This is a genomic window from Methylocella sp. CPCC 101449, assembly GCF_031921685.1.
Lineage (GTDB): Bacteria > Pseudomonadota > Alphaproteobacteria > Rhizobiales > Beijerinckiaceae > Terripilifer.
Genome location: NZ_JAPDHU010000004.1, coordinates 64250 through 90355, shown reverse-complemented (window position 1 = coordinate 90355; position 26106 = coordinate 64250). Strand labels below are relative to the sequence as shown.

Below are 26106 nucleotides of genomic sequence, written 5' to 3'. Positions count from 1 at the left end.
TTTCGGCTTTACCCTTTGCTTGATCCTTTACCTTCGATGTTGCGCACCGGCGTCTCCGGTTTCAAGCCGCCGCGGCGGCGCGCAAAAGTGTTTTCGCCATTGGCCCGCCATTGGCCCGCTGTCGCCGCATCGGCGAAGGATTGCCATTCCGCGCTCCAGTCGCCAAGATCGTAGCCATGCCAGGGCGCTTTGACGCTGAGGCGCGGCAGATCGAGGTCCTTTGCCATCTCCTCCCAGAGATGTCGGGCATTTTCCATGTAGGACTTCGCCGGCAGAGCGAGCGGCGATGTCGGATGTTTCAAGGTCGCATCGATCAGCATGGTGGAATCGCCGCCGCCAGCGCCTGCCTTCGGCCCATGGCCGCCGGCACGATGGGGAATGAGCTGCACATCCTCGATCGGATTGGAACGATAGGCCAGGGACCAGAAGATCGCATCGGCATTCAAAGGATCGATATCCTGCGAGACCGCGATGACGATCTTACCGCATTGCGCCTGCAAAGTGGCCGCGCCATGCAGGCCGCGCCAAACCTCCGTCTGCAACGCGCCCTGTTCGAACTGCAGGAAGATGACCTTGCGCAGATTGGTCAGCGGCTCGTGCATCGAGACCGCCTTGATGCCCTTGATATCGAGATGATGTTTGAGGTTCTGGAAGAACAAGGCCTCGTAGGCGGATTTTTTCAGAATGCTCGATTCGCTCGGCGTCACTTCGCTCAGTACGGACGCGAACACCGGCTTGCGCTTCATGGTGATGGCCGTGACGCGCATCGACATGTTGAAATCTTCCAGCGCGATATGGCCGTGGCTTTCGCCGAACGGTCCTTCCGGCTCGAGCAGATCGGTGTCGATCAAACCTTCCACGACAATCTCGGCATCCGCCGGAATTTCGAGATCGACGGTCTTGGCCCGCGTCACCCGCATGGGGCGCCCGGCCAGACCGCCAGCCACCGCCATTTCATCCTGATCGATGGCGAGCTTTTGCGGGCCCGTGAAGACGACCACCGGCGCGCAGCCGACAACGATCGCGCAAGGCATCGGCTGGCCGAGCTTTTTATATTTCTGCCAGTGCAGATAACCGCCGGCGCCGGAGAGCCGCGAGGCCATGCGCACGCCCAGGCGATCGTTGGCCTTCAGGCCGGCACGATAGGTGCCCATGTTGCGCACGCCAGTCTCAGGGTCCTTGGTGACGCACACGGTTGCCGTCAGATAAGGCGCGGCATCAAAGCCCGGTGTCGAGATCGGCACCGGCAGCAGCGCCAAGCCGCCGCCAGGCTTGGTGAGATCATCGCCGGTAATCACAACTTCGTGGCAGGGCGCATTGTCGACATGGATCGGTTCGATGGGATGATCGATAGCGCGCATCCAAACGTCGGCGAGTTCATCGACACCGACGCCCATCCCCATGGCATATATTTCATGTGTTGCCGCCAAGGCACCGACAACAACGGGAATGTCGTATTTCTCGCCGCCAGAGCCCACCACATTGGTGAACATCATCGCTTTGCGCTGATCTTCCGGATAACCGCCAACGAACTGCCAGCGCATCAACGGATGTATCTCAGTGTCCTTGTTGATCGGCCGATCGACACGCACCAGCAAGCCGCGCTCTTCAAGCCGCTGCAAATGCTCCTGAAAGTCGGAAGGTGCCGCAGTGTTCTGCCCGCTCGGCTTAGAACTCGACATGGACGCGCAATCCTCCCTCAGTCTTCTACGGCAAGTTTTCTGCCGCGTTTGGTTGCGTTCTTATAGACCTTCCTGTAGCGAGGCAACATAAGCAAAATATCTATACGGGGAGGTTCATGGCTTCGGTCACGCAGGACAGTTTCAGCGTCATCGGCCAGCCTTTGCAACGCAAGGAAGACCAGCGCCTCATCACCGGCCAGGGCCGTTTCACCGATGACTTCAACTGGCCGCGACAGGCCATCGCCGTCATGGTGCGTTCGCCCTACCCGCATGCCCGCATCCGCTCCATCGATACGACGGCGGCGCGCGCCATGCCGGGTGTGCTTGGCGTCTTCACCGGCCAGGATGCGGCAACCGATGGGCTCGGTCCTATTCCGCACGACCCCGTTCCTAAAACCAAATTCGACATGAAGCTGACCGGCCCAAGCGGCAGCAAGATTTTCACCGATCCGCATCGATTGCTGCCGGCCGACAAGGCGCGCCATGTCGGCGAAGCCGTCGCCATGGTCGTGGCCGAAACAGATGCGCAGGCACAGGACGCCGCCGCCGCCGTCATCGTCGACTACGAAGAACTGCCATTCGTGCTCGATCAACGCGATGCCGTCAAAAGCGATGCACCTGTCTTGTGGGATGAACACGGCAGCAATGTCTTCGTCGACACATGGTTCGGCGACAAGGCGGCCACCGATGCCGCTTTCGCCAAGGCCGATCACGTCGTTCGGATGGACTTTCATATCCCGCGCGTCACCGCCGTCACGATGGAACCGCGCTCGGCGCTCGGCGCCTACGACGCCAAATCGAACACCTATGAACTCGTCGTCGGCGGCGGCGGCGCCGTGCGGCAGAAGAACGAAATCTCCAAGGTTCTCGGCGTCGCGCCCGAAACCATCCGCGTGATGACCTATGACGTCGGCGGCAATTTCGGCGCCAAGAACCGAGTCTATGTCGAATATGGCCTGGTGCTCTGGGCCTCGCGTCACATCGGCCGCCCGGTCAAATTCACCGCCACGCGCAGCGAATGTTTCACCACCGATTATCAAGGCCGCGATCTCGTCACCTCGGTCGAATTGGCGCTGCGCAAAGACGGACGCTTCCTGGCGCTGCGCTGTGACAACATCAGCAATGTCGGTGCTCATTGCGTCTCGCTGTCGCCGCTGGGCAAAGGATCGGGCCTCATCACCGGCTCCTACGACATTCCGATCGCCACGCTGCACGCGCGCGCCGTGTTCACCAATACGATGTCGACGCAGGCCTATCGCAGCTCCGGACGGCCGGAAGTCAATTTCGCCATCGAGCGGATCATCGACACGGCGGCGCGCAAATTGGGGTTCGACCGCATCGCTCTGCGGCGCAAAAATCTCGTGCGCCGCAAAGCCATGCCCTATACCAATGCCGTAGGCGCCACTTATGACAGCGGCGATTATGAGGCGCAGCTCAATCTGTCGCTCGACATTTCCGATTGGAAAGGCTTCGCCAAGCGCAAGCGCGAGGCAGCCAAGCGGGGCAAGCTGCTGGGGCAAGGGCTCGGCCATTATGTCGAGTCCTCTATCGGCACGCCAAAGGAGCGCGCCGAAATTACCGTGCTGCCCGAGGGCCGTGTGCGGGTCGTCATCGGCACGCAGCCGAGCGGCCAAGGACACGAAACCAGTTTCTCGCAGGTCATCGCCGACCTGCTGCATGTTCCGGTCAACCTGATCGATATCGTGATGGGCGATACCAAGATCGTGCGCCTGGGCGGCGGCACACATTCCGGCCGCTCGATGCGCCACGCCGGCACGGTGATGTCGAAAGCCTCGGCCGAATTGATCGACAAGGCTAAGGCCGTTTTCGCTCACCTGCATGCGATCCCGGCTGAAACGGTTGCCTTCGAAGACGGACGCTTCGGCGCGCCGGCAACGAACCAATCCTTGGACTTTCTCGAACTGGCACGCGAAGCCGCCAAGCATAAATTGCCCGCGCCGCTCACCGACGGTCTCGCCGTCGTCACCGACAACGAGATGCACGAGCCGGTGTTTCCCAACGGCTGCGCCTCCTGCGAGGTGGAAGTCGATCCGGAAACCGGCTGGATCGACATCACGCGCTATTCGGCGGTGGACGATGTCGGACGCTGCATCAATCCGCTGATCGTTCATGGCCAGACCCATGGCGGCATCGCTCAGGGCGTCGGCCAGGCGATGTGGGAATTGTGTTATCTCGACCCGACGTCCGGGCAGCCGCTCGCCGGTTCGTTCATGGACTACGGCATGCCGCGCGCCGACAACATGCCTTCGTTCCGCACCGAGATCGCCGAGGTTCTGTCGCCGACCAACCCGCTCGGCATCAAGGCGGGCGGCGAAGGTGGCACCACGCCGGCCCTTTCGGTCATCGTCAACGCGCTGGTCGATGCGTTGAAAGACTATGGCGTGCGCGACATTCAGATGCCGACGACGCCCCAGCGCATCTGGCGCCTGATCCACGACGCCGCTTCAACACCGCACAAATCTGTCTAGGGAGTCCACAGTGAGCCTGCCAACCGTCGAACTGATCTGCTTTCCCGGCGCGCCGAACCTGCCGATTTTCGTCGCCCGCGACAAAGGCTGGTTCCGCGACAACGGCATCGATATCAACCTGACGACGACGCCCAATTCGGCCTTCCAGGCGGAAAATCTCGCCAACGGCAAGTTTCATATCGCCGGCACGGCTTTCGACAATGTGGTCGCCTATCAGGAAGGCCAGGGCGCGGTGCCGCTGAAGGACACGGATTTCTTCGCCTTCATGGGCGCGACGCAGGTCGAACTCGCCTTCATCACCCAGGCCAACATCAAGAGCTACGCCGACGTCAAAGGCAAAAATCTGGCGCTCGACGCCTTGTCGACCGGCTTCGCTTTCGTCCTCTATGAGATGCTGGCGAAGAACGGACTTACCAAGGCCGACTATCAGATGCAGCCGGTCGGCGCGACGCCGGCCCGCTGGGAGGCGGTGAAGGCCGGCACCCATGCCGGCACCCTGACCATCGAGCCTTTCACCAGCATAGCCCGCAACCAGGGCTTTCATGTGCTGGATACGTCGAGCAACGTCTTCGCCGCCTATCAGGGCGGCGGCTTTGCGGCGCGCCGGTCCTGGGCGGCGGCCAATCCGGAGGCGCTGAAGGGCTTCATCCGCGGCTACCTGGCGGGCCTCGCCTGGACGCTCGATCCCGCCAACAAGGACGAAGCCACCAAGGTGCTGCTCGCCAACATGCCGGAGATCAAGCCGCCGGTGGCACCGGCCGTCATGGCCTCGCTGCTGTCGCCGCGCTCGGGGCTGACACCGAAGGCGGCGATGCTGATGGACGGGGTCGCCACCGTGCTCGACTTGCGCTCGCGCTACGGCGGCGGCGCCAAATTGACCGACGCGAGCAAATATATCGACCTGACTTATTACAATCAGGTCGTCTCGGGCTGAGCCGAATCAGCCGCGGCCCAAGAAGGGCTGGGCGATCGGCAGGATGGTGGTGTCGAGCATGTTGGTGGTGTCGGGCATCGAGGCCATCAACACGATGACGGCAGCCACCTCCTCGGCCTGGGCCATCTGCTCCGCCGGCCGCTCGGCCATGCCGGGGGCGAGTTCCGAGACCGTGGCGCCGGGATGGACGACCGAGGCGGTGATGCCGAATTCGCGCCCGTCCAGCGCCAGCGAACGGGTCATCCCCTCCACAGCGAACTTGGTCGCCGTATAGCCGATGGCGTTCGGGCGGGGCATTTTCGCCGAAATGCTGCCGATGTTGATGATACGGCCACGCTTCTGCGGCTTCATCAGCCGCAAGGCCTGTTTCGAGCACAGGAAAACCGACGACAGATTGGTGGCGACGATCTCCTGCCAGCGGGCGAAATCGAGCTGGTCGGTCGGCGTGTGGTCGGCGATGCCGGCGCAATTGACCAGGAGGTCGAGGCGGGCGAACTCATTGTTGACCGCGTGGAAGAGGCAATAGACGTCCTCCTCGTTGGTGATGTCGGTGGCGCAGATCCGGGCCTTACCGCCCGACGATTCAATGGTTTTCTGCAGTTCCTCCAGGCGGTCGCGGCGGCGGGCCGCCAGCATCACCGTCATACCCTCGGCCGCCAGGCCCTTGGCGATGGCGGCGCCGATTCCGGAACTCGAGCCCGTCACCACGCCGACCTTGCCGTCCAACCTTCCCATGGTTTCCTCCAGTGCGTTTCCTATCTTTGCCATAGCATGCGAAAAGCCGGCCGCCAGGGCAAAAAAGCGGCTGCTTGATCAATAGTAAAGCTTATGTTGGTTGCCTGTCGTCAAAACCGCCGCTTGCAGGCCAAAATCAGGCCAAATATATACGCGCTAGCCTTGCGGAATCAGACGGCAATCCCAATCTCCACCGCAACGGGGACCGGGCGGCCCGGATCATTTCCGGAGCCCGAAAAAACTCACCGCCCAAAACCGGATCGCTTCGGGGTCCGGCGGTCCTGCGTAGAAAGAAGGAAAGTACTATGGCTAAAGTGATCGGCATTGACCTCGGCACGACGAACTCATGCGTCGCGGTGATGGAAGGCACCTCGCCGAAGGTAATCGAGAATTCGGAAGGCGCACGCACGACCCCGTCGATTGTCGCTTTCACAGACGATGGCGAACGCCTCGTCGGCCAGCCGGCCAAGCGCCAGGCGGTCACCAATCCTGAGAAGACATTTTTCGCGATCAAGCGTCTCATCGGCCGCTCGTTCAGCGATCCCATGACCCAGAAGGACATGGGTCTGGTTCCCTATAAGATCATCAAGGGCGGCAACGGCGACGCTTGGGTCTCCGCTGACGGCAAGCAATATTCGCCGTCGCAGATTTCCGCCTTCACCCTGCAGAAGATGAAGGAAACCGCCGAGGCCTATCTCGGCCAGAACGTCACCCAGGCGGTCATCACCGTCCCGGCTTACTTCAACGACGCCCAGCGTCAGGCCACCAAGGATGCCGGCAAGATTGCCGGTCTCGAAGTGCTACGCATCATCAACGAGCCGACAGCGGCTGCGCTCGCCTATGGTCTCGACAAGAAGGGCGCCGGCACGATCGCCGTCTACGACTTGGGCGGTGGTACGTTCGACGTGTCGATCCTCGAGATCGGCGACGGCGTGTTCGAAGTGAAGTCGACCAACGGCGATACGTTCTTGGGCGGTGAAGACTTCGACATGCGTCTGGTCGAATATCTGGCGGACGAATTCAAGAAGGACCAGGGCATTGACCTGAAGAAGGACAAGCTCGCCCTGCAGCGCCTGAAGGAAGCCGCGGAAAAGGCCAAGATCGAACTGTCTTCGGCGACCCAGACCGAAATCAACCTGCCCTACATCACCGCCGACGCCTCGGGTCCGAAGCATCTGACCTTGAAGCTGACGCGCGCCAAGTTCGAGGCGCTGGTTGACGATCTGATCCAGAAGACGATCGAGCCCTGCCGCAAGGCGTTGAAGGATGCCGGCCTCACCGCTGGCGAGATCAACGAAGTGGTCCTCGTCGGCGGCATGACCCGCATGCCGAAGGTGCAGGAAGTCGTGAAGTCGTTCTTCGGCAAGGAGCCGCATAAGGGCGTGAACCCGGACGAAGTCGTCGCCATCGGCGCGGCGGTCCAGGCTGGCGTTCTGCAGGGCGACGTCAAGGACGTGCTGCTGCTCGACGTGACTCCCCTGTCGCTGGGCATCGAAACCCTCGGTGGCGTGTTCACGCGTCTCATCGACCGCAACACGACGATTCCGACGAAGAAGAGCCAGGTGTTCTCGACCGCCGAAGACAATCAGACGGCGGTGACCATTAACGTGTTCCAGGGCGAACGCGAGATGGCGCAGGACAACAAGAGCCTCGGCCGCTTCGACCTGCAAGGTATTCCGCCGGCCCCGCGCGGCATTCCGCAGATCGAAGTCACCTTCGACATCGACGCCAACGGCATCGTCAACGTGACGGCCAAGGACAAGGCTACCGGCAAGGAGCAGCAGATCCGCATCCAAGCCTCCGGCGGTCTGTCGGACGCCGACATCGAGAAGATGGTCAAGGACGCCGAGGCCCATGCGGCCGAGGACAAGGTGCGCCGCGAGCTTGTCGACGCCAAGAACCACGGCGAGGCCGCCATCCACCAGACCGAGAAATCGCTGGCGGACTATGGCGACAAGGTCTCCGGCGCCGACAAGGGTGCGATCGAGAGCGCTATTGCGACGCTCAAGACGGCTCTGGGCGGCGAAGATGCCGAGGCCATCAAGGCGGCGACCAACGAGGTCGTTCAGGCTTCGATGAAGCTTGGCGAGGCCATGTATAAGGCTCAGGCCGACGCTGCCGCGGCAGCTGGCGCCTCGGGCGCCGCCGATCAGGCGGCCGCGAAAGACGACGTCATCGACGCGGACTTCAAGGAAGTCGGCGGCGACGACAAGAAAAAGAACGCGTAAGGCGTGATTTCGTCGAGCTGACATGCGGGACCCGGGAGCAATCCGGGTCCCGTTTCGTTAACACTGAATTTGCGCCGAATCGGCGAGGAAGCGCTGAGAGCGCACAACTGGATCGGGGCCCATGGCCAAACGCGACTTTTACGAAGTGCTCGGTGTCACCAAAACCTGTACCGAGCAGGAATTGAAGATCGCGTTCCGTAAAGCGGCGATGCAGCATCACCCCGACCGCAATCCCGGCAGTGTCGAAGCTGAGATCAAGTTCAAGGAAGTCAACGAGGCCTATCAGTGCCTCTCCGACGGGCAGAAGCGCGCCGCCTATGACCGCTTCGGCCATGCCGCCTTCGAGAATGGCGGGGCCGGCCCCGGCGGCTTCGGCGCCGACGGCTTCGCCAGCTCGATGGCCGATATTTTCGAGGACCTGTTCGGCGGCGTGATGGGCGGCGGTGGCCGTGGCCGCCAAGGCGGCAAGGAACGCGGCGCCGACCTGCGCTACAATCTCGAAATCGGTCTCGAGGAAGCTTTCAAGGGCAAGACCGCCCAGATCAAAGTGCCGACCTCGGTCACCTGCGAAGCCTGTACCGGCACCGGCGCCAAGGCCGGCTCCAAACCGAAGACCTGCGCCACCTGCGGCGGCCAGGGCCGCGTGCGCGCGCAGCAGGGCTTCTTTGCCATCGAGCGGACCTGCCCGACCTGCCAGGGACGTGGCGAAATCATCGAAAACCCCTGCACCTCCTGCGCGGGCGCCGGCCGCGTGACGCGCGAGCGCACCCTGTCGGTCAACATTCCGCCGGGTGTCGAGGACGGCACGCGCATCCGCCTCGCCGGCGAGGGCGAGGCCGGGGTGCGCGGTGGTCCAACAGGCGATCTCTACATCTTCCTGGCGATGAAGCCGCATCCGTTTTTCCAGCGCGACGGGGCCGATCTCTATTGCCGCATGCCGATCTCGATGGTGCAGGCGGCGCTCGGCGGCGAATTCTCCGTGCATGGCATCGACGGTTCGGAAGCCCGGCTGAAGATTCCCGAAGGCACCCAGTCCGGCCGCCAGTTCAAGATCCGGGGCAAGGGCATGCCGGTGCTGCGCTCCCGCGACGTCGGCGACCTCTACATCCAGGTCGTGGTCGAGACGCCGCAAAACCTGACGCGCCGCCAGCGCGAACTGCTGATGGAATTCGAGAACGAATCTTCCAGCAAAACCAATCCGGAGGCCGCCGGCTTCTTTGCCCGGATGAAGGATTTCTTCGGCAACCTCAGCGGCGCTTAAAGCGAAGCTCATAGAAACACCGATGTGCGCCCGCGCACATCGGTCCTTGCGCCCTGCCGTATTTTGCTGCCTCATGGCCGGCAGTCGGCAGGGAGTTGACCCATGGGTGTGCTTCGTTCCGCCTCCAAACGCCCTCAGCAGCGGCGCTACATGTTGGCCATCGCCAGCACCTTTCTCGCTACCGCCATCGCGCAAAACGCGTCCGCCCAGACCTTGATCGGCGGCGCCACCGTGATCCAAAACGACGTGCGCGGCGACATTCTCGGCCGACGTTCCAAGATGACCGTCGGCGATCGCATCTTCCAGGATCAGAGCGTCCAGACCGCCAACGACAGCCTGGCGAAATTCGTTTTCCTCGACCTCACCAATATGTCGCTGGGGCCGCAGAGCCAGGTGAAGCTCGACAAATTCGTCTATGACGGCGAAGGCAAGGCCAAGTCGGTTTCGGTGACGGCGCTGAAAGGCGCCTTCCGCTTCATCTCCGGCCAATCGCAGCATGACGCTTATGAAGTCACCACGCCGCAAGCGGTGATCGGCGTGCGCGGCACCACCTACGACGTGCAGGTGGCGGGCGCGGTGACGACCGTCGTGCTGCAGGAAGGCGAAGTGAACGTCTGCGTGCGCAACACGGCGAACTGCCGGACGCTGAATGAACCAGGCACTTCGGTCAACGTGACGCAGAACTCCATCGAAGGGCCGATCCCTGCCGCCAACAAGACGTGGGATTTCGGTTCGCTGTGCGCGCCGGGCGTGTCCTCCGATCTGTGCAATCGCACGACACAACTTGCGACCTTGAACCCGCTGCCGCCCGCCGCGCCGCCCCCGACCTCGGTGCGGCCGCAACGGCGCCATGCACGCGCGCCCTTGGTGGCACCGCGCATTCGCCAGGTCGAGGCGCCGCCGCCGCGCGTGCGCCGGCCTGTGCGTGTGGCCCGGCCTGTCATCTATGACGATTACCCGCCACCCTATTACGGCCCGCGCCCGGTCTACATTCCGCCCGTCGTAGCGATCCCGCCCTATGGCGGCGGCTACTGGCCACGGCCGCCGCGCTATCCGCGCCCGGGCATGGGTCCGGGCGGCAGGCCGCCTTACGGTGGCGGCTATCCCGGCCGGCCGCCCGGCATGGGTGGCGGACGCGGCCCCGGCGGCCCAGTTCTCGGCATGCCCGGCCGTGGCGGCGGGGGTGGTGGCGGACCGATCCTACGTTCCGGACGTAGCTTCCGCTAACAACTGAAATCGGCGGCGGCGATCCAAAACACTTCGCCGTCGCTGTTCTCCGTATCGAGCCACATCAACGGCAGTTCCGGAAATTCGGCGTCGAGGATCTCGCGGCCGGTGCCAATCTCGCAGAGCAGTCCGCCGCCGTCGTGCAGGCGCTTGGGCGTCTCGCGCAGGATGTGGCGGACGATGTCGAGCCCGTCGGGCCCACCCGCCAAAGCCATTTTTGGCTCATACTCGTATTCGGGCGGCAGAGCAGCCATGGCGTGCGCATCGACATAGGGCGGATTGGTGAGGATAAGATCGTAGCGGCGCTTACCGAGCGGCGCGAAGAGATCGCCCTGGAACAGTTCGATCCGCGCTTCGAGATTAGCTTCCTTGACGTTACGACGCGCCACTTCGATGGCATCGGGCGACAGATCGACGGCATCGATCTGCGCATTGGGAAAGGCCTGCGCCGCCAGGATGGCGAGACAACCGGAGCCCGTGCACAGATCGAGCACGCTGCCGATATCGTCGGGATCGCTGACCAAGGCGCCCTCGCCGCCGCCGAACAGACCCGAGAATAGAAGATCGCCGATGAAGGAGCGCGGCACGATCACGCGCTCGTCGACATAAAAAGGTACGCCGCGAATATAAGCCTTGTTGAGCAGATAGGACGCCGGCTTGCGCGTCGAAATGCGCGTCTCGATCAGATCGACGAGACGGCGCCGCTCCTGCGGCAGCAGCCGCGCGTCAAGAAACGGATCGAGATTGTCGATCGGCAGATGCAGCGCCTCCAGAAGGATGAAGGCAGCCTCGTCGAGCGCATTGGCCGTGCCATGGCCATAGGCAAGTTTGGCAGCCTCAAACCGCGTGATGGCAAAGCGCAGGAAATCGCGCAGCGTCAGCAGGCCGTCGGCAGGGTCGTTATCGGCGGTCATCGAGGTTCTCCATCCGGAAACCTCTAAGGGGATGTCGCGGCGGGAGCAAGATGGCTCGCTTCCCGCCTGTTGTGTCCAAGCCAGCAGGCGGGCTAGATACAGACAGAAAACAAACATCGGGGAGGCACATATGCGCATTTGCCGTTTCGACGCGGACAGGCTGGGCATCGTCATCGGCGACAAGGTCCATGACGTCAGCGCAGTGCAGGACGAAATCCGCAAGACCGCGCGCTACGACATGATGGGCGATGCGGTGATTGCCGCCCTGCCCGAGTGGCGGGAACGGCTGGAGGTGCTGGCGAAAGCGGTGCCCGGCAAACCGATTTCCGAAGTCAAACTGCTGCCGCCGGTGGCGCGCTTCTCCAAAGTGATGGCCGCACCAACCAACTACCATGACCACATCAACGAAATGGCTGCCCGCCAGGGCATGGCCGTCGAAGCGCATCGCGGCATTCAGGCGGCTGGCATTTTTCTGAAGGCCAATTCATCGGTGGTCGGCCCGTCCGGCGTCATTTCGCTGCGTTTCCCCGAGCGGCTCAACGAACATGAGCTCGAAGTGGTGATGATCATCGGCAAGGCCGGCACCAATATTTCGATGGACAAGGCACTCGATCATGTCGCCGGCTATTGCATGGGCCTCGATATGACCGTGCGCGGCAAGGAAGATCGCAGCTTCCGTAAATCCGTCGACGGTTATTCACCCATCGGCCCGTGGATGGTGACATCGGACGAGATCGCCGATCCCGACAATCTCGATATCGAACTCACCGTCAACGGCGTGACCAAGCAGAAGTCGAACACCAAACATCTCATCTACAATTGTCGCAAGCTGATCGAATTCGCTTCCTCCTATTACACCTTGCAGCCCGGCGATCTGTTCTTCACGGGCACGCCGGCCGGCGTGTCGCCGGTGAAGCCCGGCGATTGGGTGAGCGCTGCGAGCCCCAAGCTCGGCGAGTTACGCATTCAGGCGGTGGCGCAGGCTTGATCTTTTTTTGAAAGACACGATGAGAAAGGGATGCGGCCTCGTCGCATCCCTCCTATAAGGTTGCCCCATACAAACAAATCGAAATAGGGAGCCGCCTGCAAATGTTTGCGAACACCCAGGTCATCACCATCGAAGAACACTATTGGGACAAAGAGATCGTCGACCTGCACGTAAACGAGATGCCGACACGGCAGACCGACATCGTGCAGCGTCTTTACGATCTCGACGATCTACGCATTAGCGAGATGGATGCCTCCGGCATCGATATACAGGTCGTGTCTCATGGCGCGCCGTCGACCCAGCGCCTGAAGGGCCAGCAGGCGATCGACGTCGCCATGCGCGTGAACGACCGGCTAGCGGCGCATATCGCGCGCCATCCCACACGCCTCGCCGGCTTTGCCGCTTTGCCGACCGACGTACCGGAGGCGGCGGCACGAGAACTCGAACGCTGCGTCAAGACGCTGGGCTTCAAAGGCGCGATGACGCACGGCCTCTGCAACGGCGAGTTCCTCGACAGGCCGCGCTTCAAGCCGATCTTCCAGGCGGCCAACGATCTCGACGTGCCACTCTATCTGCACCCGGCCGATCCGAGCCCGGTCGTCACCGAGGCCTATTACAGCGACTACGTAAAATCCTTCCCCATGGTGATCCGCCCGGCCTGGGGGTTTACGGTGGAGACGGCGACGCAGGCGATCCGCCTGATCCTGTCAGGCATTTTCAAGGAATGCTCGCGGCTGCAGATCATCCTCGGCCATTTCGGCGAAACCCTGCCCTTCCTGCTCTGGCGCATCAATCAATCGCTGCAGCGGCCGGGCCAGGAGGAAATCCGCTTCCGCGAGACGTTCTGCCGGCATTTCCACGTCACCACCAGCGGCCATTTCTCCACCCCGGCTCTGACCTGCACGATGATGGAAATGGGCATGGACCGGATCATGTTCTCGATCGACTGGCCCTTCGTGATGAACGACCCCGGCCTCGACTGGGTGAAATCGCTGCAGATCAGCGAGGCGGATATGGCCAAGTTTCTGGGCGGCAATGCCAAGCGGTTGTTGAAACTTTAGCGGGAAAAGCAGGAAACCTACGAAAATCAGGGACTGGTGACCGAATCAGCAGTTCCGTGCGATAAGCCGGCCATGGCTTCACGCTTTCCGATCTACGATCCCGGCTTCGGTGTCTATGTGCACTGGCCCTTCTGCCTGTCGAAATGCCCGTATTGCGACTTCAACAGTCACGTGCGGGCGCAGGCGATCGATGAAAAGCGCTTTGTTGCCGCCTTCCGGACGGAACTGGCCCATCGCGCCGCTTTGGCGCCGGGGCGCACGGTACAGTCGATCTTCTTTGGCGGCGGCACGCCCTCGTTGATGAAGCCTGAGACAGTCGGCGCCATTCTTGACGAAATCGGCCGCAACTGGAGCGTCGCCAAGGACGCCGAGATCACGCTGGAGGCCAATCCGACCTCGGTCGAGGCCGGCCGCTTCAAGGGCTATCGCTCGGCGGGCGTCAATCGCGTGTCGCTCGGCGTCCAGGCGATGAACGATGCCGATCTCAAGGCACTGGGCCGCCTGCACACGGCCGCCGAAGCGATGACGGCAGTGGGGGTCGCCTCGGCGATTTTCGACCGCTTCTCCTTCGACCTGATCTATGCCCGCCCCGGCCAGACGCCGGACGCCTGGCGCACCGAACTCGGCGAAGCGGTGAAGCGCTCGGGCGGTCATCTGTCGCTCTACCAGCTCACGATCGAACCAGACACGATGTTCGAACGGCTGCGCAATGCCGGCCGGCTCAAACTGCCTGACGAGGAAACCTCGCGGGCGCTCTGGGACGTGACCCAGGACGTGACCAATACGGCCGGCATGCCGGCCTATGAAATTTCCAACCATGCCCGGCCCGGCGACGAGAGCCGGCACAATCTCATCTATTGGCGCTATGGCGAATATGCCGGCGTCGGCCCGGGCGCGCATGGCCGTTTAAACACGCCGCGCGGTCGCGTGGCGCAATCGACCGAAGCGCATCCGGAGATGTGGCTGACGGTGGTGGAGAGCGACGGCCATGGCCTGATCAGCGACGAGCTGCTGACCCAGGAAGAACAGGCCGACGAAATGCTGCTGATGGGCCTGCGGCTCACCGAGGGAATCGAGGCCCTGCGCTTCGAGGCAATCCGTGGCCAAAAGCTCGATCAGGAGCGCGTCGCCTCGCTGATCGAAGACGGCATGATCGAGATCACCGGCGATGGCCGTATTCGCGTCACGTCATCGGGCTTCCCGGTGCTCGACGCGGTGGTCGCCGATCTCGCGGCATAAGAATTTTCGCACGCTGCAGAAATGAAAAAAGCCCGGTCTGAACCGGGCTTTTTGATTTTTCGATCGAACCGCGATGGGTTTAAGTGCCCGGCGGCGACGTGAACTTCTGCGGCGCCGGGCTGATGACCGTGCTCGTGCCATTACGGATCTGCAGCACAGAGAGACCGCGCTCGTTCTGGCCATCGCCCCGGAAGCGAAACAGGCCATCGGCGCCTCTGAAGCCATCGCTGTTGGTGAGCGTCGCATCGGCGAAGCGGCCGCCACCTTGCTGCGACAGCGCAACCAGCAGCGACACCGCATCATAGGAGAGCGTCGCGATACGCACCGGATCGGCGTTAAACTTGGTGCGATATTTCTGCGCGAAAATGTTGAAGCCGGCATTGTCAGGCGCGGCGAACCAGCCGCCTTGCAGCGCCGGCAGACGCATGACGCGCGCATCGTTCCACACGCCCGTGCCCATCATTTGGACGCGTTTGATATCGATGCCCGCGGAGGTGATGGCACCAGCAACGGCGGTCATCTGATCGGCCTGTTCCGGCACGAAGAGCGCGTCGACCGCATCGCCAAGGCCGGCGATCTTTTGCGCTGCTGCTGCGGCACCGCCGGGACGATAACGTTCAACGGCGACGATGCGCGCGCCTTGAGCGGCGGCCACCGTCTGGAATTGCGCCAGCGCCACGTTGCCGTATTCGGTCTCCGGCGCCATGACGGCCATGCTCTTCTTGCCCCGCGACGAGGCGAATTCGACCACGCGCGACACTTGCGTCTCGACCAGGAAAGAGAGTTCGTAGACGCCTCGGGCGGCGGCGCTGGTGTCGGTCGAGAAGCCGATAACTGGACGGTTGGCGCCACGGGCGATGCGGCCGACTTCGCGCATGTTGGCGGCATAGAGCGGGCCGATGAACGCTTCGGCGCCTTCATTCAAAGCGGCCTGGGCCGCGGCGCGCGCGCCATCGGCCGACGATTGATCGTCCTTGACCAGCAAGGTCACCGCGTCCATGCCGCGCTCGGACATGGCGAGTTCAGCGGCATTGCGCAGGGACTGGCCGACATTGCTCGGCGCACCGCCCTGGGTGAGCGGCAGAATCAGCGCGATCTTGACCGGCCCGTGGCCGATGGCGCTGCCCGTGTCCTGGGCCAGCGGGGTCGTGGGACCACCACCAGCCGGCCGGCTGTCGCCGGAAAACGGACCGCCGACGCCAACCGAGCCGCAGCCAGCCAGCGCCAGCAGGCCGGTCAAAACAGCGCCCATTTTCACAGCCGACAAGGTGCGATTCAAACCGGCGCGGCTCAAACCTGCGTCAAAACATGCCATCATCACTTAATTCCCGCCGCCAATTGCCGCCCGGATCCCTAAAGGGTTCAAGCCAGGCTTTGAAAAATAGGCCGTCTCGTCGAGCTTGCCCAGCAAAGATCGTCGCCGGAGCCATATTGGTCCATGTAAAATGCTGCGCCAGAAAGGTTAACCATCTTTTCCAGTTCGCCCCAACGAATTGCGTCCGCCCGAACAGATTGTTCTTTAAATCGAACATTTGGCCTGTTTACAGAACGCCCGTTCGCCGCTAGCTTCAAACTGAGTTTTCAACGGAGTTTTCCATGACCGCGCCAACCCGCGGGGGGCCTGCGGCGGAGCAGCGGCCCCAGCCTGCCTTTACCGCCTTCGGCTTGCGCGCCGAAGCCGAGAAGATCGCCCCCGGCCTGCATGTGGTGGCGACCCCCATCGGCAATCTGGGCGATATCTCGTTTCGCGCGCTGGCGACCTTGGCGGCGGCGGATGCGATCATCGCCGAGGATACGCGCGTCACCCGCAAGCTTCTGGCGCACTACGGCATCGCCACGCCGCTCGTCGCCTATCACGAGCACAATGCAGCGGTGATGCGGCCGCATCTGGTGGCCCGGCTCGAGACCGGCGCGGCTTTGGCGCTTGTCTCCGATGCCGGCACGCCTCTCGTCTCCGATCCCGGTTTCAAACTCGTCGCAGACGCGGTGGAGCGCAACATTCCGGTGACGTCGGTGCCCGGCGCTTCGGCAGTGTTGGCGGCCTTGGTCGTCGCCGGCTTGCCGACGGACCGTTTTTTCTTCGAAGGTTTTCTGCCGCAGAAAAGCGTGGCGCGGCGGACGCGAATCGCCGAACTCTCGCAGATCCCCGGCACGCTGGTGTTCTTCGAATCGCCGCGACGCCTGGCTGAATCGCTTGCCGATCTGCATGCGGTGCTTGGCGATCGCGAGGCCGCCATCGCGCGCGAACTGACCAAGCATTTCGAAACCGTGCGGCGTGGGTCACTCGCGACGCTTGCGGCGCAGCTTGCCGGCGAAGAGCCACCGAAAGGCGAAATCGTGCTGCTGGTGGGGCCGCCTGGCGATGAGACCGTCATCGGCGATGCGGATATCGATGCGCGCCTCGAAGTCGCATTGCGCAGCCATTCCGTGAAGGATGCGGCGGCGCTGGTCGCCGCTGAAACGGGGCAACCGCGCCGGAAAATCTATGCGCGCGCCATCGAACTCGGGGCGTCCCTGACACGTGACGATCCTTGAACGACTTGCGCACCCGCGAGCGCCGTCGCAAGGCGCACGCCTTCGGCCTGCGCGCTGAAACGTGGGCCGGCGTCTATTTGCGCTGCAAAGGCTGGCGCGTGTTGACGACGCGCTACAAAGTGCCCGGCGGCGAGATCGACATCATCGCGCGCCGTGGCGGTGTCGTCATTTTCGTCGAAGTGAAAGGACGCCCGACGCTCGACCTGGCTTCTGAGACCATCACCGCGCAGAAACAACGGCGTATTTCCCAATCGGTGCGGTTGTGGCTGTCGCGCAATCCGTGGGCGATGAACAAATCCCTGCGCGGCGATGCGCTGTTCATCGCGCCGCGCGCCTGGCCGCGGCACATCGCCGACGCCTTTCCCCTCGACCTCAGATAAAAAGCTGTTCTAAGATCACCGCAGCACAGCAACCAACAATGTGCGTGGGAGGGATTGCTCATGAATGGCCGCACAGCCATCGCGCGATTTGCATTTGTACTCTTAGCGACGATCAGCACCGGTAGCGCCTGGTCGCAAACGCAGATGTCGCCGGCTGAATGGGACAAAGTGGTTGCTGCCGGTAAGGCCGAGGGCAAAGTGGTTTTTTACACCGCCCATGTCGGCAACCCACTGCAAACCGCCATTCTGAAAGCCTTTACGGCGCGCACGGGCATTCCGGTCGAATCCTTGGAAGCGCGCGCCAGCGAATTGCGCGAGCGCACCCGCGCGGAACAGACGGCGGGACGCTTTACCGCTGACGTGACCTTCACCACCGATGGGCAGGCCGCCGTCATCGATCGCGACGACAAGGTGTTCGCACGTCATCCGATCACGCCCAATGCGCAGGCGCTGCGGGCACCGTTCAAGGCCGACGATCTGTTTACGCCTTCGATGATCCTCAACTATGGCGTGCTGGTGAATACATCCCTGGTCAAGCCGGAGGATGAACCCAAGAGCTGGGCCGACCTCACCGATCCGAAATGGAAGGGCAAGATTCTCTCCGACGACACACGCGCCATCGGCGGCGGTTATCTGTGGTTCTTCACCACTTACAATGGCCTGGGCGAAAAATACCAAGAAGCCATGGCGGCGCAGAATCTCGTCTTCACCCGCGATCAAAGAGAAGCCGGTCGGCGTATTGCGCGGGGCGAGTATGCCATGTTCATCCCCTTCATCTTTCCCGACATCAACAATCTCAAGGGCCTGCCGGTGAAGGTGCTGCCGATGGCGGAAGGTGCGCCCTACGTGCTTTACGGCGCGGTGCAGATGCGCAACGCGCCACGGCCGAACGCTGCCCTGATGCTGATCGACTTCATGATGTCGGAAGAAGCGCAATTGATCTGGGCACGTGGCGGCCACGGCTTCGTGCGCGAAGGCATCGAAGACAAAGTACCGCCGGAGCTGCGCCCGTTCGCCAATCCGAAACTGCTCGGCACCAACGATTGGCGGCGGCAGGATGAAGGGCTGGCGGCGGCCAAGAAGCTGTACAAGTGACTATACAGGCTCTCCCTGTCATTCCCGACGCGCCCTAAGGGCGCGAGCGGGAATCCAGGAGCGAGTGGTAAGATGTTTGGTTTTCTAGTCGTACATAGTCAGCATTGAGAGACTGAAGCATCACCTCTGGATTCCCGCTCGCGCTGCGCGCGTCGGGAATGACACCGAGGTTTCAGCGCATGCTCTCAGTGCTTCGGCAGGTTCGGAGTGCCTTCATGTGCAATCAGGAGGTCATGCATATCATTGGCATGTTCCTCCTCATTGCCGAGGATGCCCTCCAGCATGACACGCGTGGTCGGATCCTTGTCGCCGAAATATTTGATCAACTCGCGATAGTGCTCGACCGCAATCCGTTCGGCGACGAGATTTTCGCGGATCATATCGACCAGATTATCGCCCTCGACATATTCCGACGCTGAGCGCGAAGCCAAACCTTCAGGATTGAAGTTCGGCGTGCCGCCAAGCTGATTGATCCGCTCGGCAACTTTCATCATATGCTCTTGCTCTTCGCGCGCGTGTTCGGCGAATTCTTTCTTTACCGCTTCGGACGAAATGCCGGTCGCCGAGACCGCATGCATCGTATAGCGCAACACGCAAACGATTTCGGTCGCCAGAACCGACTGCAAGATTTCGATCGTCTTGTCGACGTCAGCGCCATAGGCAGGCGTCATCACGCCTTCGGACAGATGCGCCCGCGCCTGTTTGCGTAACATTCTGACGTCGCTCAGAAAGGGCTCTTTGACAGTCTCTTTGGCGGTTTTGGACGTATTCGCCGTATCTTTGGAAGGATGCGCTGTCGCCATGTGTCGTCTCCCGCGCAGGCCCAGCCAGGACGCGACCGGGCAATGTCGTTCAACGTGTCGGCGACAGCGAAGGTTCCAGGAATTCTAAAAAGCAAACCCGATCAGCGCCAGTCGTCGATGCAGACGACGGCGCGTTCATTGGCCCCCATGATCTGCCAATAGCCATTGGCTTCGCCACCAACGACCACGACATTGACGTCCTTTTCCTCGAAGACATTGATCTCTTCGGTTGCGGCCGCCTTGAGCTTCGTCGCCAAGGGCTCCTCGCCGTAAGTGGCGCGGGGATAGCGATAGTTTTGCACCAATTGCAGGTCCCAATAGCGGGCTGCCGGCATGGTGGCATTTTCCCAGATCCAGCGGATCAGTTTTTTCTTGGTGTCGAAACCACCGCGATCGATGAACTGATTGGCCGTAATCGGATCAAGCAGCAGCACGGGGCCAGTGATGGCATCGGTGCCGCGCAGCATGTCGCGCACATGCTCCTGCCAATATTTTTCCCGCAGGCCGAGCGAGAAGGTGGTCGAACGGCAGCCGTAGAAAATCGTTACCGTGCTTTGTTCCGGCTTAAAACCTTTCTGCACATGCAGAGGTTCCCAGGGGCTGCGCTCCTCGTTCTCGGCGAAGGTGATGCTGTTATAGGTGTAATTGTTGCCGATGGAGCCCATGAAGGTCTCGCCTGGCACCGAGCCACCCTGCAGGTTTTGCGACAACAGGCCGTAGGCGCGGCCGATGGTGGCATTGGCGTGATTGTAGGGCCCCATCGCGCCGATGCCGCAGTTCATCTCGATCTCATGACGGATCGGTCCATTGACGACCACCATCGCGGAGGCCGAACTCGACGTCGAACCACGCGCCGAAACGCCCGACGCCGCCAGCGCCAGAATGACCGGGAAATATTCCGGCCGCGCGCCGGCTATCACCGCATTCACCGCCACTTTCTCAACCGTATATTCCCACAGGCCGCGATTGGCGGTGGGCTGCATACGGCCGACCACTTCATCAGGCTTGCGGCTGGTCTGCGCCAGCATGGCGGCGACACGCTCCTGCGTCGGCAGCACGATCGGCAGCTTGTCCGTCCAATTGTTGTCGAGGAAAAGCTGGTGGAGATTTTCCTCGGTGTCGGGATCAACAAGGCGCGGTGTCGAACGATCGGCAACGACCGCTTCCGACGCCAGCCCTTGCGTCAGGCCCTCAATGATGCCCTGCATCACCGGCTGGCCGCGGATCGGGTCCTTACCATTCACATAGGCAGCCAATTCCGTCGCCGACTTGCCCATGACCGGTTGCGGCACGAATACGCAAGGCGCATTGGCGAGGCCGGCCATCTTGGCGACCGACTTCACCACCTTGTCGAATTTCTCGGTGTGGATGGCGACCGTCGGCACGCCGTATTTGGTATCGAGATTGATCGCATGGGTGGCGGTCGCTGGCGCGCAGGTGCTGCAATGACCGACGCCGATGATCGCTGCATCGCCATTGGCCTTGATCTCTTCCCAGGTCTTGGGATCATCGTGGCCGTAATAGTTCGACAGGCTGACCAGCTTGGTGGTGACACTAGGCATGTGCGTCGTGAACCAGGCCTGCACCTGTTTCAGCAATTCGATGGAATCATCGAAACGGCAATCGATCAGATAGATGGTCTTGCCATCGAGGGTTTCGAGACGGGCGGATGCAGTGCGACGCTGCACCTTCGGCGGATAGCCGACCGGATTGAGAACGGTGATCTTCTCGGCGCTACGCGCCACAACTTTATCGAGCATTCACATCCTCCCGAAGTCGGGTTCTTATTGTCCGGGTTCTAATTGTCTATGACGGAGCCTAGCGCATTTCACGCCGCGCATCTATGCGCCGGCTTTCAAGGATCGCCAGACCGCCGTGGCCGCAGTGGCGCCATCACCGGCGCAGGCGGCGAGCAGGCCAACCGACTGACTGCGAATGTCGCCCACCGCATAAATCGCCGGATGTGATGAGCGCATCATGACATCGGTCTCGATATGGCCATCGGCATCGACTTTCACCAACTCTCGTAAAAGGCTGCTGTTGGGCAATGTCCCAGCGCAGATGAACACGCCCTCGCAGGCAATCTCCTGCGCGCCATCGACAATCACATGGGTGACACCGGCATCGCCAACGATCCGTTCGACCGATGTGTTCAGGCGAATGTCGATGTTCGATTTGGCCCGCGCCTGATCGATCAAAAAACGTTGCGCGCGCAGTTCCGAACCACGCGCGAGGACCAGCACCGAACTGCAACTGTCTGCCAGGACCAATGCTTCATCGAGGGCCGTGTCGCCCCCACCGATCACCACCACGGGCTTGCCGCTGTAGAGCGGCGCATCGCACGAGGCGCAGTGGGAAATGCCACGGCCGGCGAATTCGGTCTCGCCCGACACGCCAAGCGGACGCGGCGTGGAACCCAGGGCCACGATGACCGCGCGCGCTTCGATTGCATCCCCGCCGCAGGCGATCGACACGCCCGTCTGCGACGGCGTGACGGATTCGATGTCATCGATACGGAACTCGGCCCCGGCGGCCTCCGCCTGTTCGAAGGCCAGAGGCCCCAGATCGTAGCCGGAAATGCCCTGGGGCAGGCCTGTCAGATTGTCGATTCTGCTGGCGGTGACGATCTGGCCGCCGGCGCCCATCCGGTCGATCACAACCGTTTTGAGGCCGTAACGGGCGGTCCACATGGCCGCCGAAAGCCCGGCGATTCCAGCTCCAAGGACCGCAATGTCGTATTTTTCCATCAAATTCCTCCAGAATCACATTCTTTTCGCGCTTCCGCCCACCCACACCCACTCCCGCCGCATTTTTCCGGTCTTCTGGGATTAACCTCGGGACAACCGGAAGATGTGACGCTTTCTTGACGTTGCCATCGGAGTGCGCGAGTTATACCGCCGTTTAGGAACTGGGCAGGAAGCCTCGAGGTCGTTTTGCGTCACAATCATCACGATCAGGAACGCGCATCAAGGGCGCGCCCGAAGACGTCTCTTCACGAGCGCTTCTCGGATGAAGCCCGCTTCATCAAGGCCTGGCTTGAGAACCCCGGTTCCACCGGCGCCGTTTCGCCGTCGGGCAAATATTTGGCGCGGACCATGGCGCGCTATGTCGACACGTCGATCCCCGGCAAGATCATCGAGCTTGGACCCGGCACTGGCCCGGTGACGCAGGCGCTCATCCAACATGGCGTTCCCGCCGACCGGCTCATTCTCGTCGAATACGATCCGGCCTTCTGCCGCCTGCTGGAACGGCGCTTTCCGGGCGCCACCGTCATTCAGGGCGATGCCTACGATCTCGACACGACCCTGTCCGGCCTCATCAACGAGCCGATCGCGGCTGTCGTCTCCAGCCTGCCGCTGCTCAACCGTCCGGAGAAGGATCGCTGCACGCTGGTCAGCGATGCTTTCGCGCTTTTGAGCCCCGGCGGCCGTTTCATTCAATTCACCTATGGCATGGTCTCGCCGGTGCCGCGCCGGCCCAAAAGCTGCCGCCCCGTGGCCTTCGAGGCCGAGGCCTCGCAGCCGATCCTGCTCAACATTCCCCCGGCGCGCGTCTGGGTCTACCGCCCGGCCAGCGCCGGTGCGAAAGCCAAGCGCCCGCATCCTGCCGTCGCCATGATCTCGAAACTGCGCGAAGGCACCGGACGCGTGAAAGACGAGATTCTCGACACGCGCGACCGGATCGAGACGGAAATCCGCCTGGCCAAGGATCGGGTGCGACTCGATCTGCAACGCCGCACGGTGCAGATGCGCGACGAGCCCGCCCTGGCGCTGCTGCGGCGCCTCGGCGACGGCAAGCGCAAGTCGCGCAAATCCTAGCTTTTCCTTCTTAGGGCACCGTTATTTCGGCCTGAAGGCTAGCGTTTCCACGCATAAATGCGTATGGGACGGCGCATCCCATTCCCCGCTCGAACACCGCAGGAGGCCTTCGTGTCCGCCAGCAGCATCACGCCACGCGACCGCTTGATCGTCGCCCTCGATCTCCCCTCGGTCTCAGAAGCACGCGCCATGGTCGAGGCGCTCGGCGACACGGTGAGCTTCTATAAGATCGGTTTGGAACTCACCTACGGCGGGGGGCTGAGCCTGGCGCGGGAGCTTTCCGCGCAGGGCAAGAAAATCTTCCTCGACCTCAAATTGCACGACATTCCCAATACGGTCGCACGCGCCACGGCGCAGGTCGCGGAACTCGGCGCAAACCTGCTCACCATCCATGCCTATCCGCAGACGATGAAGGCCGCCCAGTCCGCGCTGAAAGGCGGGCCGCTGCGTCTGCTCGCCGTCACCGTCATGACCAGCTACGACGACAGCGATCTCGCCAATGCCGGCTATGCCTTCGGCGTCAAGGATCTGGTGCGGCGGCGCGCCGAACAGGCGCGTCAGGCTGGCATCGACGGCCTCATTCTGTCGGCTGAGGAGGTGCAGGAGCTGCGCGCCCAGCTCGGCCCGCAGATGCTGCTGGTGACGCCGGGCATCCGCCCGGCCGGCAGCGACATTGGCGACCAGAAGCGTGTCATGACGCCAGCTCAGGCAATCAAGGCCGGCGCCGACCATCTGGTGATCGGCCGTCCGGTGACGCAGGCGGCCGATCCACGCGCCGCAGCCAGCGCCATCGTCAAGGAAATCGAGGGCGCCGTCGCGTAGGCGCCCCCTGAAAATGATAACGCCGGGCGTACATCCGGCCCGGCGTCCCGCTGCAAAAAGCGACAAGCACTCTCTGCAACTGTCGTAACCGTAGCGGGTGATTATTGCCGAATCATGACGGCTAACGATTCATTTTGAGGGCCAATGACGGGGGCTCGAACAGCCGCCACAAAAAAAGCCGCCGGGCCATCGGCGTGCCCGGCGACAAGATTGCCACTTGGGGAGACGCGCCGGGGGGGGGGACAATGGCGCTTGCGGCCCCAGAGGGCTAGCGCGGATGCATCACAGGGCGATGACAATTAAAAATCCCGCGAAATATGGCCTGAAAAATAGGGCTCGGAACGCCCGCTGCCGAGCCCATGGCTGGCCATTCGCGGCCCACCCCGCTATAGAGCCGCCAATAGTTTGACTTGCGAGGATTTCGATGAGCGACATGCGGCTGGTGGTCGCCGGCGCCGCCGGGCGTATGGGACGGACACTTGTTCAGATCATCCACGCCACCAAGGGCGCGCAATTGGTCGGGGCCCTGGAGCATGCCGGATCGAAGGCGCTCGGCCAGGATGCCGGCGTCCTTGCGGGGCTGGGCGAGATCGGCGTGCCGATCAGCGGCGAACCCCTTGAAACGCTTGTGAAAGCCGATGGCGTGATCGATTTCACCGGTCCTGCCTCGACCGTGCAACTGGCGGGTCTCGCGGCGCAGGCCCGGATCGTCCATGTGATTGGCACGACGGGGCTTTCGGACGAGGATATCGCCAAGATCGACGCCGCCGCGCGGCATGCGGTCGTCATCCGCTCTGGCAATATGAGCCTCGGCGTCAATCTGCTGGCGGGCCTGGTGAAGAAGGTCGCGGCGACCTTGGGCGAAGACTACGACATCGAGATCGTCGAAATGCACCACCGCGCCAAAGTCGACGCGCCCTCGGGCACGGCGCTCATGCTGGGCGAGGCGGCGGCGGCGGGACGCGGCGTCGCGCTCGCCGAACATTCGGCCCGTGGCCGCGACGGCCACACCGGCGCCCGCAAGGACGGCGATATTGGCTTTGCCTCGCTGCGCGGCGGTACGGTGGTCGGCGACCATGACGCGATTTTCGCCGGTCCCGGCGAGCGGCTCGTCCTCACCCACAAGGCCGAGGACCGGGGCATTTTCGCCCGTGGCGCGGTGCGCGCCGCCCTCTGGGGCCGCACCCAGAAGCCCGGACATTACACCATGGCCGACGTGCTCGGCCTTTCCGACCTCTGACATCAAGAAAATCTGCGAGGAAATCTGATGGATCGCATTCTCGTCCTCCTGCGCCACGGCCAGAGCGAATGGAACCTGAAAAACCTGTTCACCGGCTGGAAGGATCCGGCGCTGACCGAAGTCGGCGTGAAGGAAGCCATCTCCGCCGGCGAACGGCTGAAGGCCCATGGGGTGACCTTCCAGCACACGTTCACGTCCGCCCTGTCGCGCGCGCAGCACACGGCGCGTCTGGCGCTTGAAGCGATGGGCACGCCGAACCTGGCAATGACCAAGGACATGCGCCTCAACGAACGCGACTACGGCGATCTCGCCGGCCTCAACAAGGCCGAGGCGGCGCAGAAGTGGGGCGACGAGCAGGTGATGGTCTGGCGCCGTTCCTACGACACGCCGCCGCCGGGTGGCGAGAGCCTGCGCGATACGCTGGCGCGGGCCCTGCCCTACTACAACCAGGAAATTCTGCCCTGCGTGCTGCGCGGCGAGAACACGCTGGTGGTGGCGCATGGCAATTCGCTGCGCGCCTTGCTGATGGTGCTGGAAAAGGCGACGCCGGAAACGATTCCAGGCATCGAACTCGATACCGGCGTGCCGGTGGTCTATCGGCTGAAGGCGGATTCCACGGTGGAATCGAAGGTTGTTCTGAAGGCCTGACAGAATC

At 62.5% G+C, this 26106-nt stretch carries 23 protein-coding genes; 15 read left to right on the top strand and 8 right to left on the bottom strand.

Annotated features, from left to right (window positions below):
* Window positions 1-8 precede the first annotated feature (8 nt).
* A complete protein-coding gene (locus OIM99_RS25050; RefSeq protein WP_311853248.1) occupies window positions 9-1682 on the bottom strand; it encodes a UbiD family decarboxylase in 1674 nt (557 codons plus the stop codon).
* A gap of 116 nt (window positions 1683-1798) precedes the next feature.
* On the opposite strand from OIM99_RS25050, the gene OIM99_RS25045 reads away from it, so the two are divergent.
* Together OIM99_RS25045 and OIM99_RS25040 are read left to right on the top strand one after the other, a co-directional pair.
* Entirely contained in the window at window positions 1799-4171 is a 2373-nt protein-coding gene (locus tag OIM99_RS25045; RefSeq protein ID WP_311853247.1) for a xanthine dehydrogenase family protein molybdopterin-binding subunit, read from the top strand.
* Between the two features lie 10 nt (window positions 4172-4181).
* Window positions 4182-5105 (top strand): ABC transporter substrate-binding protein, encoded by a 924-nt coding sequence (locus tag OIM99_RS25040; protein ID WP_311853246.1) that lies wholly within the window; start codon window positions 4182-4184, stop codon window positions 5103-5105.
* Between the two features lie 6 nt (window positions 5106-5111).
* On the opposite strand, the gene OIM99_RS25035 is transcribed toward OIM99_RS25040, so the two are convergent.
* Window positions 5112-5840, bottom strand: a complete 729-nt coding sequence (locus OIM99_RS25035; RefSeq protein ID WP_311853245.1) for an SDR family NAD(P)-dependent oxidoreductase — start codon at window positions 5838-5840, stop codon at window positions 5112-5114.
* 305 nt (window positions 5841-6145) lie between these two features.
* On the opposite strand from OIM99_RS25035, the gene dnaK reads away from it, so the two are divergent.
* From dnaK to OIM99_RS25020, 3 genes are all read left to right on the top strand, one after another.
* On the top strand, window positions 6146-8068 hold the full coding sequence (gene dnaK / locus OIM99_RS25030) for a molecular chaperone DnaK (RefSeq protein WP_311853244.1): 1923 nt from the start codon (window positions 6146-6148) through the stop codon (window positions 8066-8068).
* Window positions 8069-8189: 121 nt separating this feature from the next.
* Window positions 8190-9329 (top strand): molecular chaperone DnaJ, encoded by a 1140-nt coding sequence (dnaJ, locus tag OIM99_RS25025; RefSeq protein ID WP_311853243.1) that lies wholly within the window; start codon window positions 8190-8192, stop codon window positions 9327-9329.
* Between the two features lie 102 nt (window positions 9330-9431).
* On the top strand, window positions 9432-10556 hold the full coding sequence (locus OIM99_RS25020) for a FecR domain-containing protein (protein ID WP_311853242.1): 1125 nt from the start codon (window positions 9432-9434) through the stop codon (window positions 10554-10556).
* Here the strand turns inward: OIM99_RS25020 and prmB are convergent.
* Window positions 10553-11470, bottom strand: coding sequence for a 50S ribosomal protein L3 N(5)-glutamine methyltransferase (gene prmB / locus OIM99_RS25015; protein ID WP_311853241.1), 918 nt, complete (start codon window positions 11468-11470; stop codon window positions 10553-10555). The genes OIM99_RS25020 and prmB overlap by 4 nt on opposite strands.
* 130 nt (window positions 11471-11600) lie before the next feature.
* Between prmB and OIM99_RS25010 the strand changes: the two genes are divergently transcribed.
* The 3 genes from OIM99_RS25010 to hemW all read left to right on the top strand — a co-directional run bounded on the left by OIM99_RS25010 (window position 11601) and on the right by hemW (window position 14758).
* Window positions 11601-12458 carry a fumarylacetoacetate hydrolase family protein gene (locus OIM99_RS25010; RefSeq protein WP_311853240.1) on the top strand — a complete coding sequence of 286 codons (858 nt, stop codon included), beginning with the start codon at window positions 11601-11603 and terminating at the stop codon, window positions 12456-12458.
* A gap of 101 nt (window positions 12459-12559) precedes the next feature.
* Complete coding sequence (locus OIM99_RS25005; protein ID WP_311853239.1) at window positions 12560-13519, top strand: amidohydrolase family protein; 960 nt, start codon at window positions 12560-12562, stop codon at window positions 13517-13519.
* Between the two features lie 72 nt (window positions 13520-13591).
* Window positions 13592-14758, top strand: a complete 1167-nt coding sequence (hemW, locus tag OIM99_RS25000) for a radical SAM family heme chaperone HemW (RefSeq protein WP_311853238.1) — start codon at window positions 13592-13594, stop codon at window positions 14756-14758.
* A gap of 79 nt (window positions 14759-14837) precedes the next feature.
* On the opposite strand, the gene OIM99_RS24995 is transcribed toward hemW, so the two are convergent.
* Window positions 14838-16076, bottom strand: a complete 1239-nt coding sequence (locus OIM99_RS24995; protein ID WP_311853237.1) for a penicillin-binding protein activator — start codon at window positions 16074-16076, stop codon at window positions 14838-14840.
* Complete coding sequence (locus tag OIM99_RS24990) at window positions 16060-16290, bottom strand: hypothetical protein (RefSeq protein ID WP_311853236.1); 231 nt, start codon at window positions 16288-16290, stop codon at window positions 16060-16062. Before OIM99_RS24990 ends, OIM99_RS24995 begins: the two co-directional genes overlap by 17 nt.
* 64 nt (window positions 16291-16354) lie before the next feature.
* Here OIM99_RS24990 and rsmI point away from each other — a divergent pair, with 64 nt between their 5' ends.
* The 3 genes from rsmI to OIM99_RS24975 are packed head-to-tail and all read left to right on the top strand — an operon-like array spanning window position 16355 to window position 18768.
* Window positions 16355-17293 carry a 16S rRNA (cytidine(1402)-2'-O)-methyltransferase gene (gene rsmI, locus OIM99_RS24985; RefSeq protein WP_311853235.1) on the top strand — a complete coding sequence of 313 codons (939 nt, stop codon included), beginning with the start codon at window positions 16355-16357 and terminating at the stop codon, window positions 17291-17293.
* Window positions 17290-17673: a YraN family protein gene (locus OIM99_RS24980; RefSeq protein ID WP_311853234.1), complete on the top strand. Its 384-nt coding sequence runs from the start codon at window positions 17290-17292 to the stop codon at window positions 17671-17673. The genes rsmI and OIM99_RS24980 overlap by 4 nt, the downstream gene beginning before the upstream one ends.
* A gap of 60 nt (window positions 17674-17733) precedes the next feature.
* Entirely contained in the window at window positions 17734-18768 is a 1035-nt protein-coding gene (locus OIM99_RS24975; protein ID WP_311853233.1) for an extracellular solute-binding protein, read from the top strand.
* A gap of 185 nt (window positions 18769-18953) precedes the next feature.
* On the opposite strand, the gene OIM99_RS24970 is transcribed toward OIM99_RS24975, so the two are convergent.
* The 3 genes from OIM99_RS24970 to OIM99_RS24960 form a co-directional block, all read right to left on the bottom strand.
* Window positions 18954-19481: a ferritin-like domain-containing protein gene (locus OIM99_RS24970; RefSeq protein ID WP_311853232.1), complete on the bottom strand. Its 528-nt coding sequence runs from the start codon at window positions 19479-19481 to the stop codon at window positions 18954-18956.
* 191 nt (window positions 19482-19672) lie between these two features.
* Window positions 19673-21331, bottom strand: coding sequence for a UGSC family (seleno)protein (locus tag OIM99_RS24965; RefSeq protein ID WP_311853231.1), 1659 nt, complete (start codon window positions 21329-21331; stop codon window positions 19673-19675).
* Between the two features lie 81 nt (window positions 21332-21412).
* A complete protein-coding gene (locus OIM99_RS24960) occupies window positions 21413-22318 on the bottom strand; it encodes an FAD-dependent oxidoreductase (protein ID WP_311853230.1) in 906 nt (301 codons plus the stop codon).
* 186 nt (window positions 22319-22504) lie between these two features.
* Between OIM99_RS24960 and OIM99_RS24955 the strand changes: the two genes are divergently transcribed.
* The 4 genes from OIM99_RS24955 (at window position 22505) to OIM99_RS24940 (ending at window position 26099) form a co-directional block, all read left to right on the top strand.
* Window positions 22505-23389, top strand: coding sequence for a methyltransferase domain-containing protein (locus OIM99_RS24955; RefSeq protein ID WP_311853229.1), 885 nt, complete (start codon window positions 22505-22507; stop codon window positions 23387-23389).
* A 111-nt stretch (window positions 23390-23500) separates the two neighbouring features.
* Entirely contained in the window at window positions 23501-24211 is a 711-nt protein-coding gene (pyrF, locus tag OIM99_RS24950; RefSeq protein ID WP_311853228.1) for an orotidine-5'-phosphate decarboxylase, read from the top strand.
* 433 nt (window positions 24212-24644) lie between these two features.
* Window positions 24645-25451, top strand: a complete 807-nt coding sequence (gene dapB, locus OIM99_RS24945) for a 4-hydroxy-tetrahydrodipicolinate reductase (RefSeq protein WP_311853734.1) — start codon at window positions 24645-24647, stop codon at window positions 25449-25451.
* Window positions 25452-25478: 27 nt separating this feature from the next.
* The gene (locus OIM99_RS24940) at window positions 25479-26099 is read left to right on the top strand and encodes a 2,3-bisphosphoglycerate-dependent phosphoglycerate mutase (protein ID WP_311853227.1); all 621 of its coding nucleotides are present in this window, start codon (window positions 25479-25481) and stop codon (window positions 26097-26099) included.
* The last annotated feature ends 7 nt before the right edge of the window (window positions 26100-26106 follow it).

What these genes read in the sequence shown, in the direction of transcription:
- OIM99_RS25050 (WP_311853248.1), bottom strand. Translation starts at nt 1,682, where the DNA reads ATGTCGAGTTCTAAGCCGAGCGGGCAGAACACTGCGGCACCTTCCGAC.
- OIM99_RS25045 (WP_311853247.1), top strand. Translation starts at nt 1,799, where the DNA reads ATGGCTTCGGTCACGCAGGACAGTTTCAGCGTCATCGGCCAGCCTTTG.
- OIM99_RS25035 (WP_311853245.1), bottom strand. Translation starts at nt 5,840, where the DNA reads ATGGGAAGGTTGGACGGCAAGGTCGGCGTGGTGACGGGCTCGAGTTCC.
- dnaK (WP_311853244.1), top strand. Translation starts at nt 6,146, where the DNA reads ATGGCTAAAGTGATCGGCATTGACCTCGGCACGACGAACTCATGCGTC.
- dnaJ (WP_311853243.1), top strand. Translation starts at nt 8,190, where the DNA reads ATGGCCAAACGCGACTTTTACGAAGTGCTCGGTGTCACCAAAACCTGT.
- OIM99_RS25020 (WP_311853242.1), top strand. Translation starts at nt 9,432, where the DNA reads ATGGGTGTGCTTCGTTCCGCCTCCAAACGCCCTCAGCAGCGGCGCTAC.
- prmB (WP_311853241.1), bottom strand. Translation starts at nt 11,470, where the DNA reads ATGACCGCCGATAACGACCCTGCCGACGGCCTGCTGACGCTGCGCGAT.
- OIM99_RS25010 (WP_311853240.1), top strand. Translation starts at nt 11,601, where the DNA reads ATGCGCATTTGCCGTTTCGACGCGGACAGGCTGGGCATCGTCATCGGC.
- OIM99_RS25005 (WP_311853239.1), top strand. Translation starts at nt 12,560, where the DNA reads ATGTTTGCGAACACCCAGGTCATCACCATCGAAGAACACTATTGGGAC.
- hemW (WP_311853238.1), top strand. Translation starts at nt 13,592, where the DNA reads ATGGCTTCACGCTTTCCGATCTACGATCCCGGCTTCGGTGTCTATGTG.
- OIM99_RS24995 (WP_311853237.1), bottom strand. Translation starts at nt 16,076, where the DNA reads ATGATGGCATGTTTTGACGCAGGTTTGAGCCGCGCCGGTTTGAATCGC.
- OIM99_RS24990 (WP_311853236.1), bottom strand. Translation starts at nt 16,290, where the DNA reads ATGTTCGATTTAAAGAACAATCTGTTCGGGCGGACGCAATTCGTTGGG.
- rsmI (WP_311853235.1), top strand. Translation starts at nt 16,355, where the DNA reads ATGACCGCGCCAACCCGCGGGGGGCCTGCGGCGGAGCAGCGGCCCCAG.
- OIM99_RS24975 (WP_311853233.1), top strand. Translation starts at nt 17,734, where the DNA reads ATGAATGGCCGCACAGCCATCGCGCGATTTGCATTTGTACTCTTAGCG.
- OIM99_RS24970 (WP_311853232.1), bottom strand. Translation starts at nt 19,481, where the DNA reads ATGTTACGCAAACAGGCGCGGGCGCATCTGTCCGAAGGCGTGATGACG.
- OIM99_RS24965 (WP_311853231.1), bottom strand. Translation starts at nt 21,331, where the DNA reads ATGCTCGATAAAGTTGTGGCGCGTAGCGCCGAGAAGATCACCGTTCTC.
- OIM99_RS24960 (WP_311853230.1), bottom strand. Translation starts at nt 22,318, where the DNA reads ATGGAAAAATACGACATTGCGGTCCTTGGAGCTGGAATCGCCGGGCTT.
- dapB (WP_311853734.1), top strand. Translation starts at nt 24,645, where the DNA reads ATGCGGCTGGTGGTCGCCGGCGCCGCCGGGCGTATGGGACGGACACTT.
- OIM99_RS24940 (WP_311853227.1), top strand. Translation starts at nt 25,479, where the DNA reads ATGGATCGCATTCTCGTCCTCCTGCGCCACGGCCAGAGCGAATGGAAC.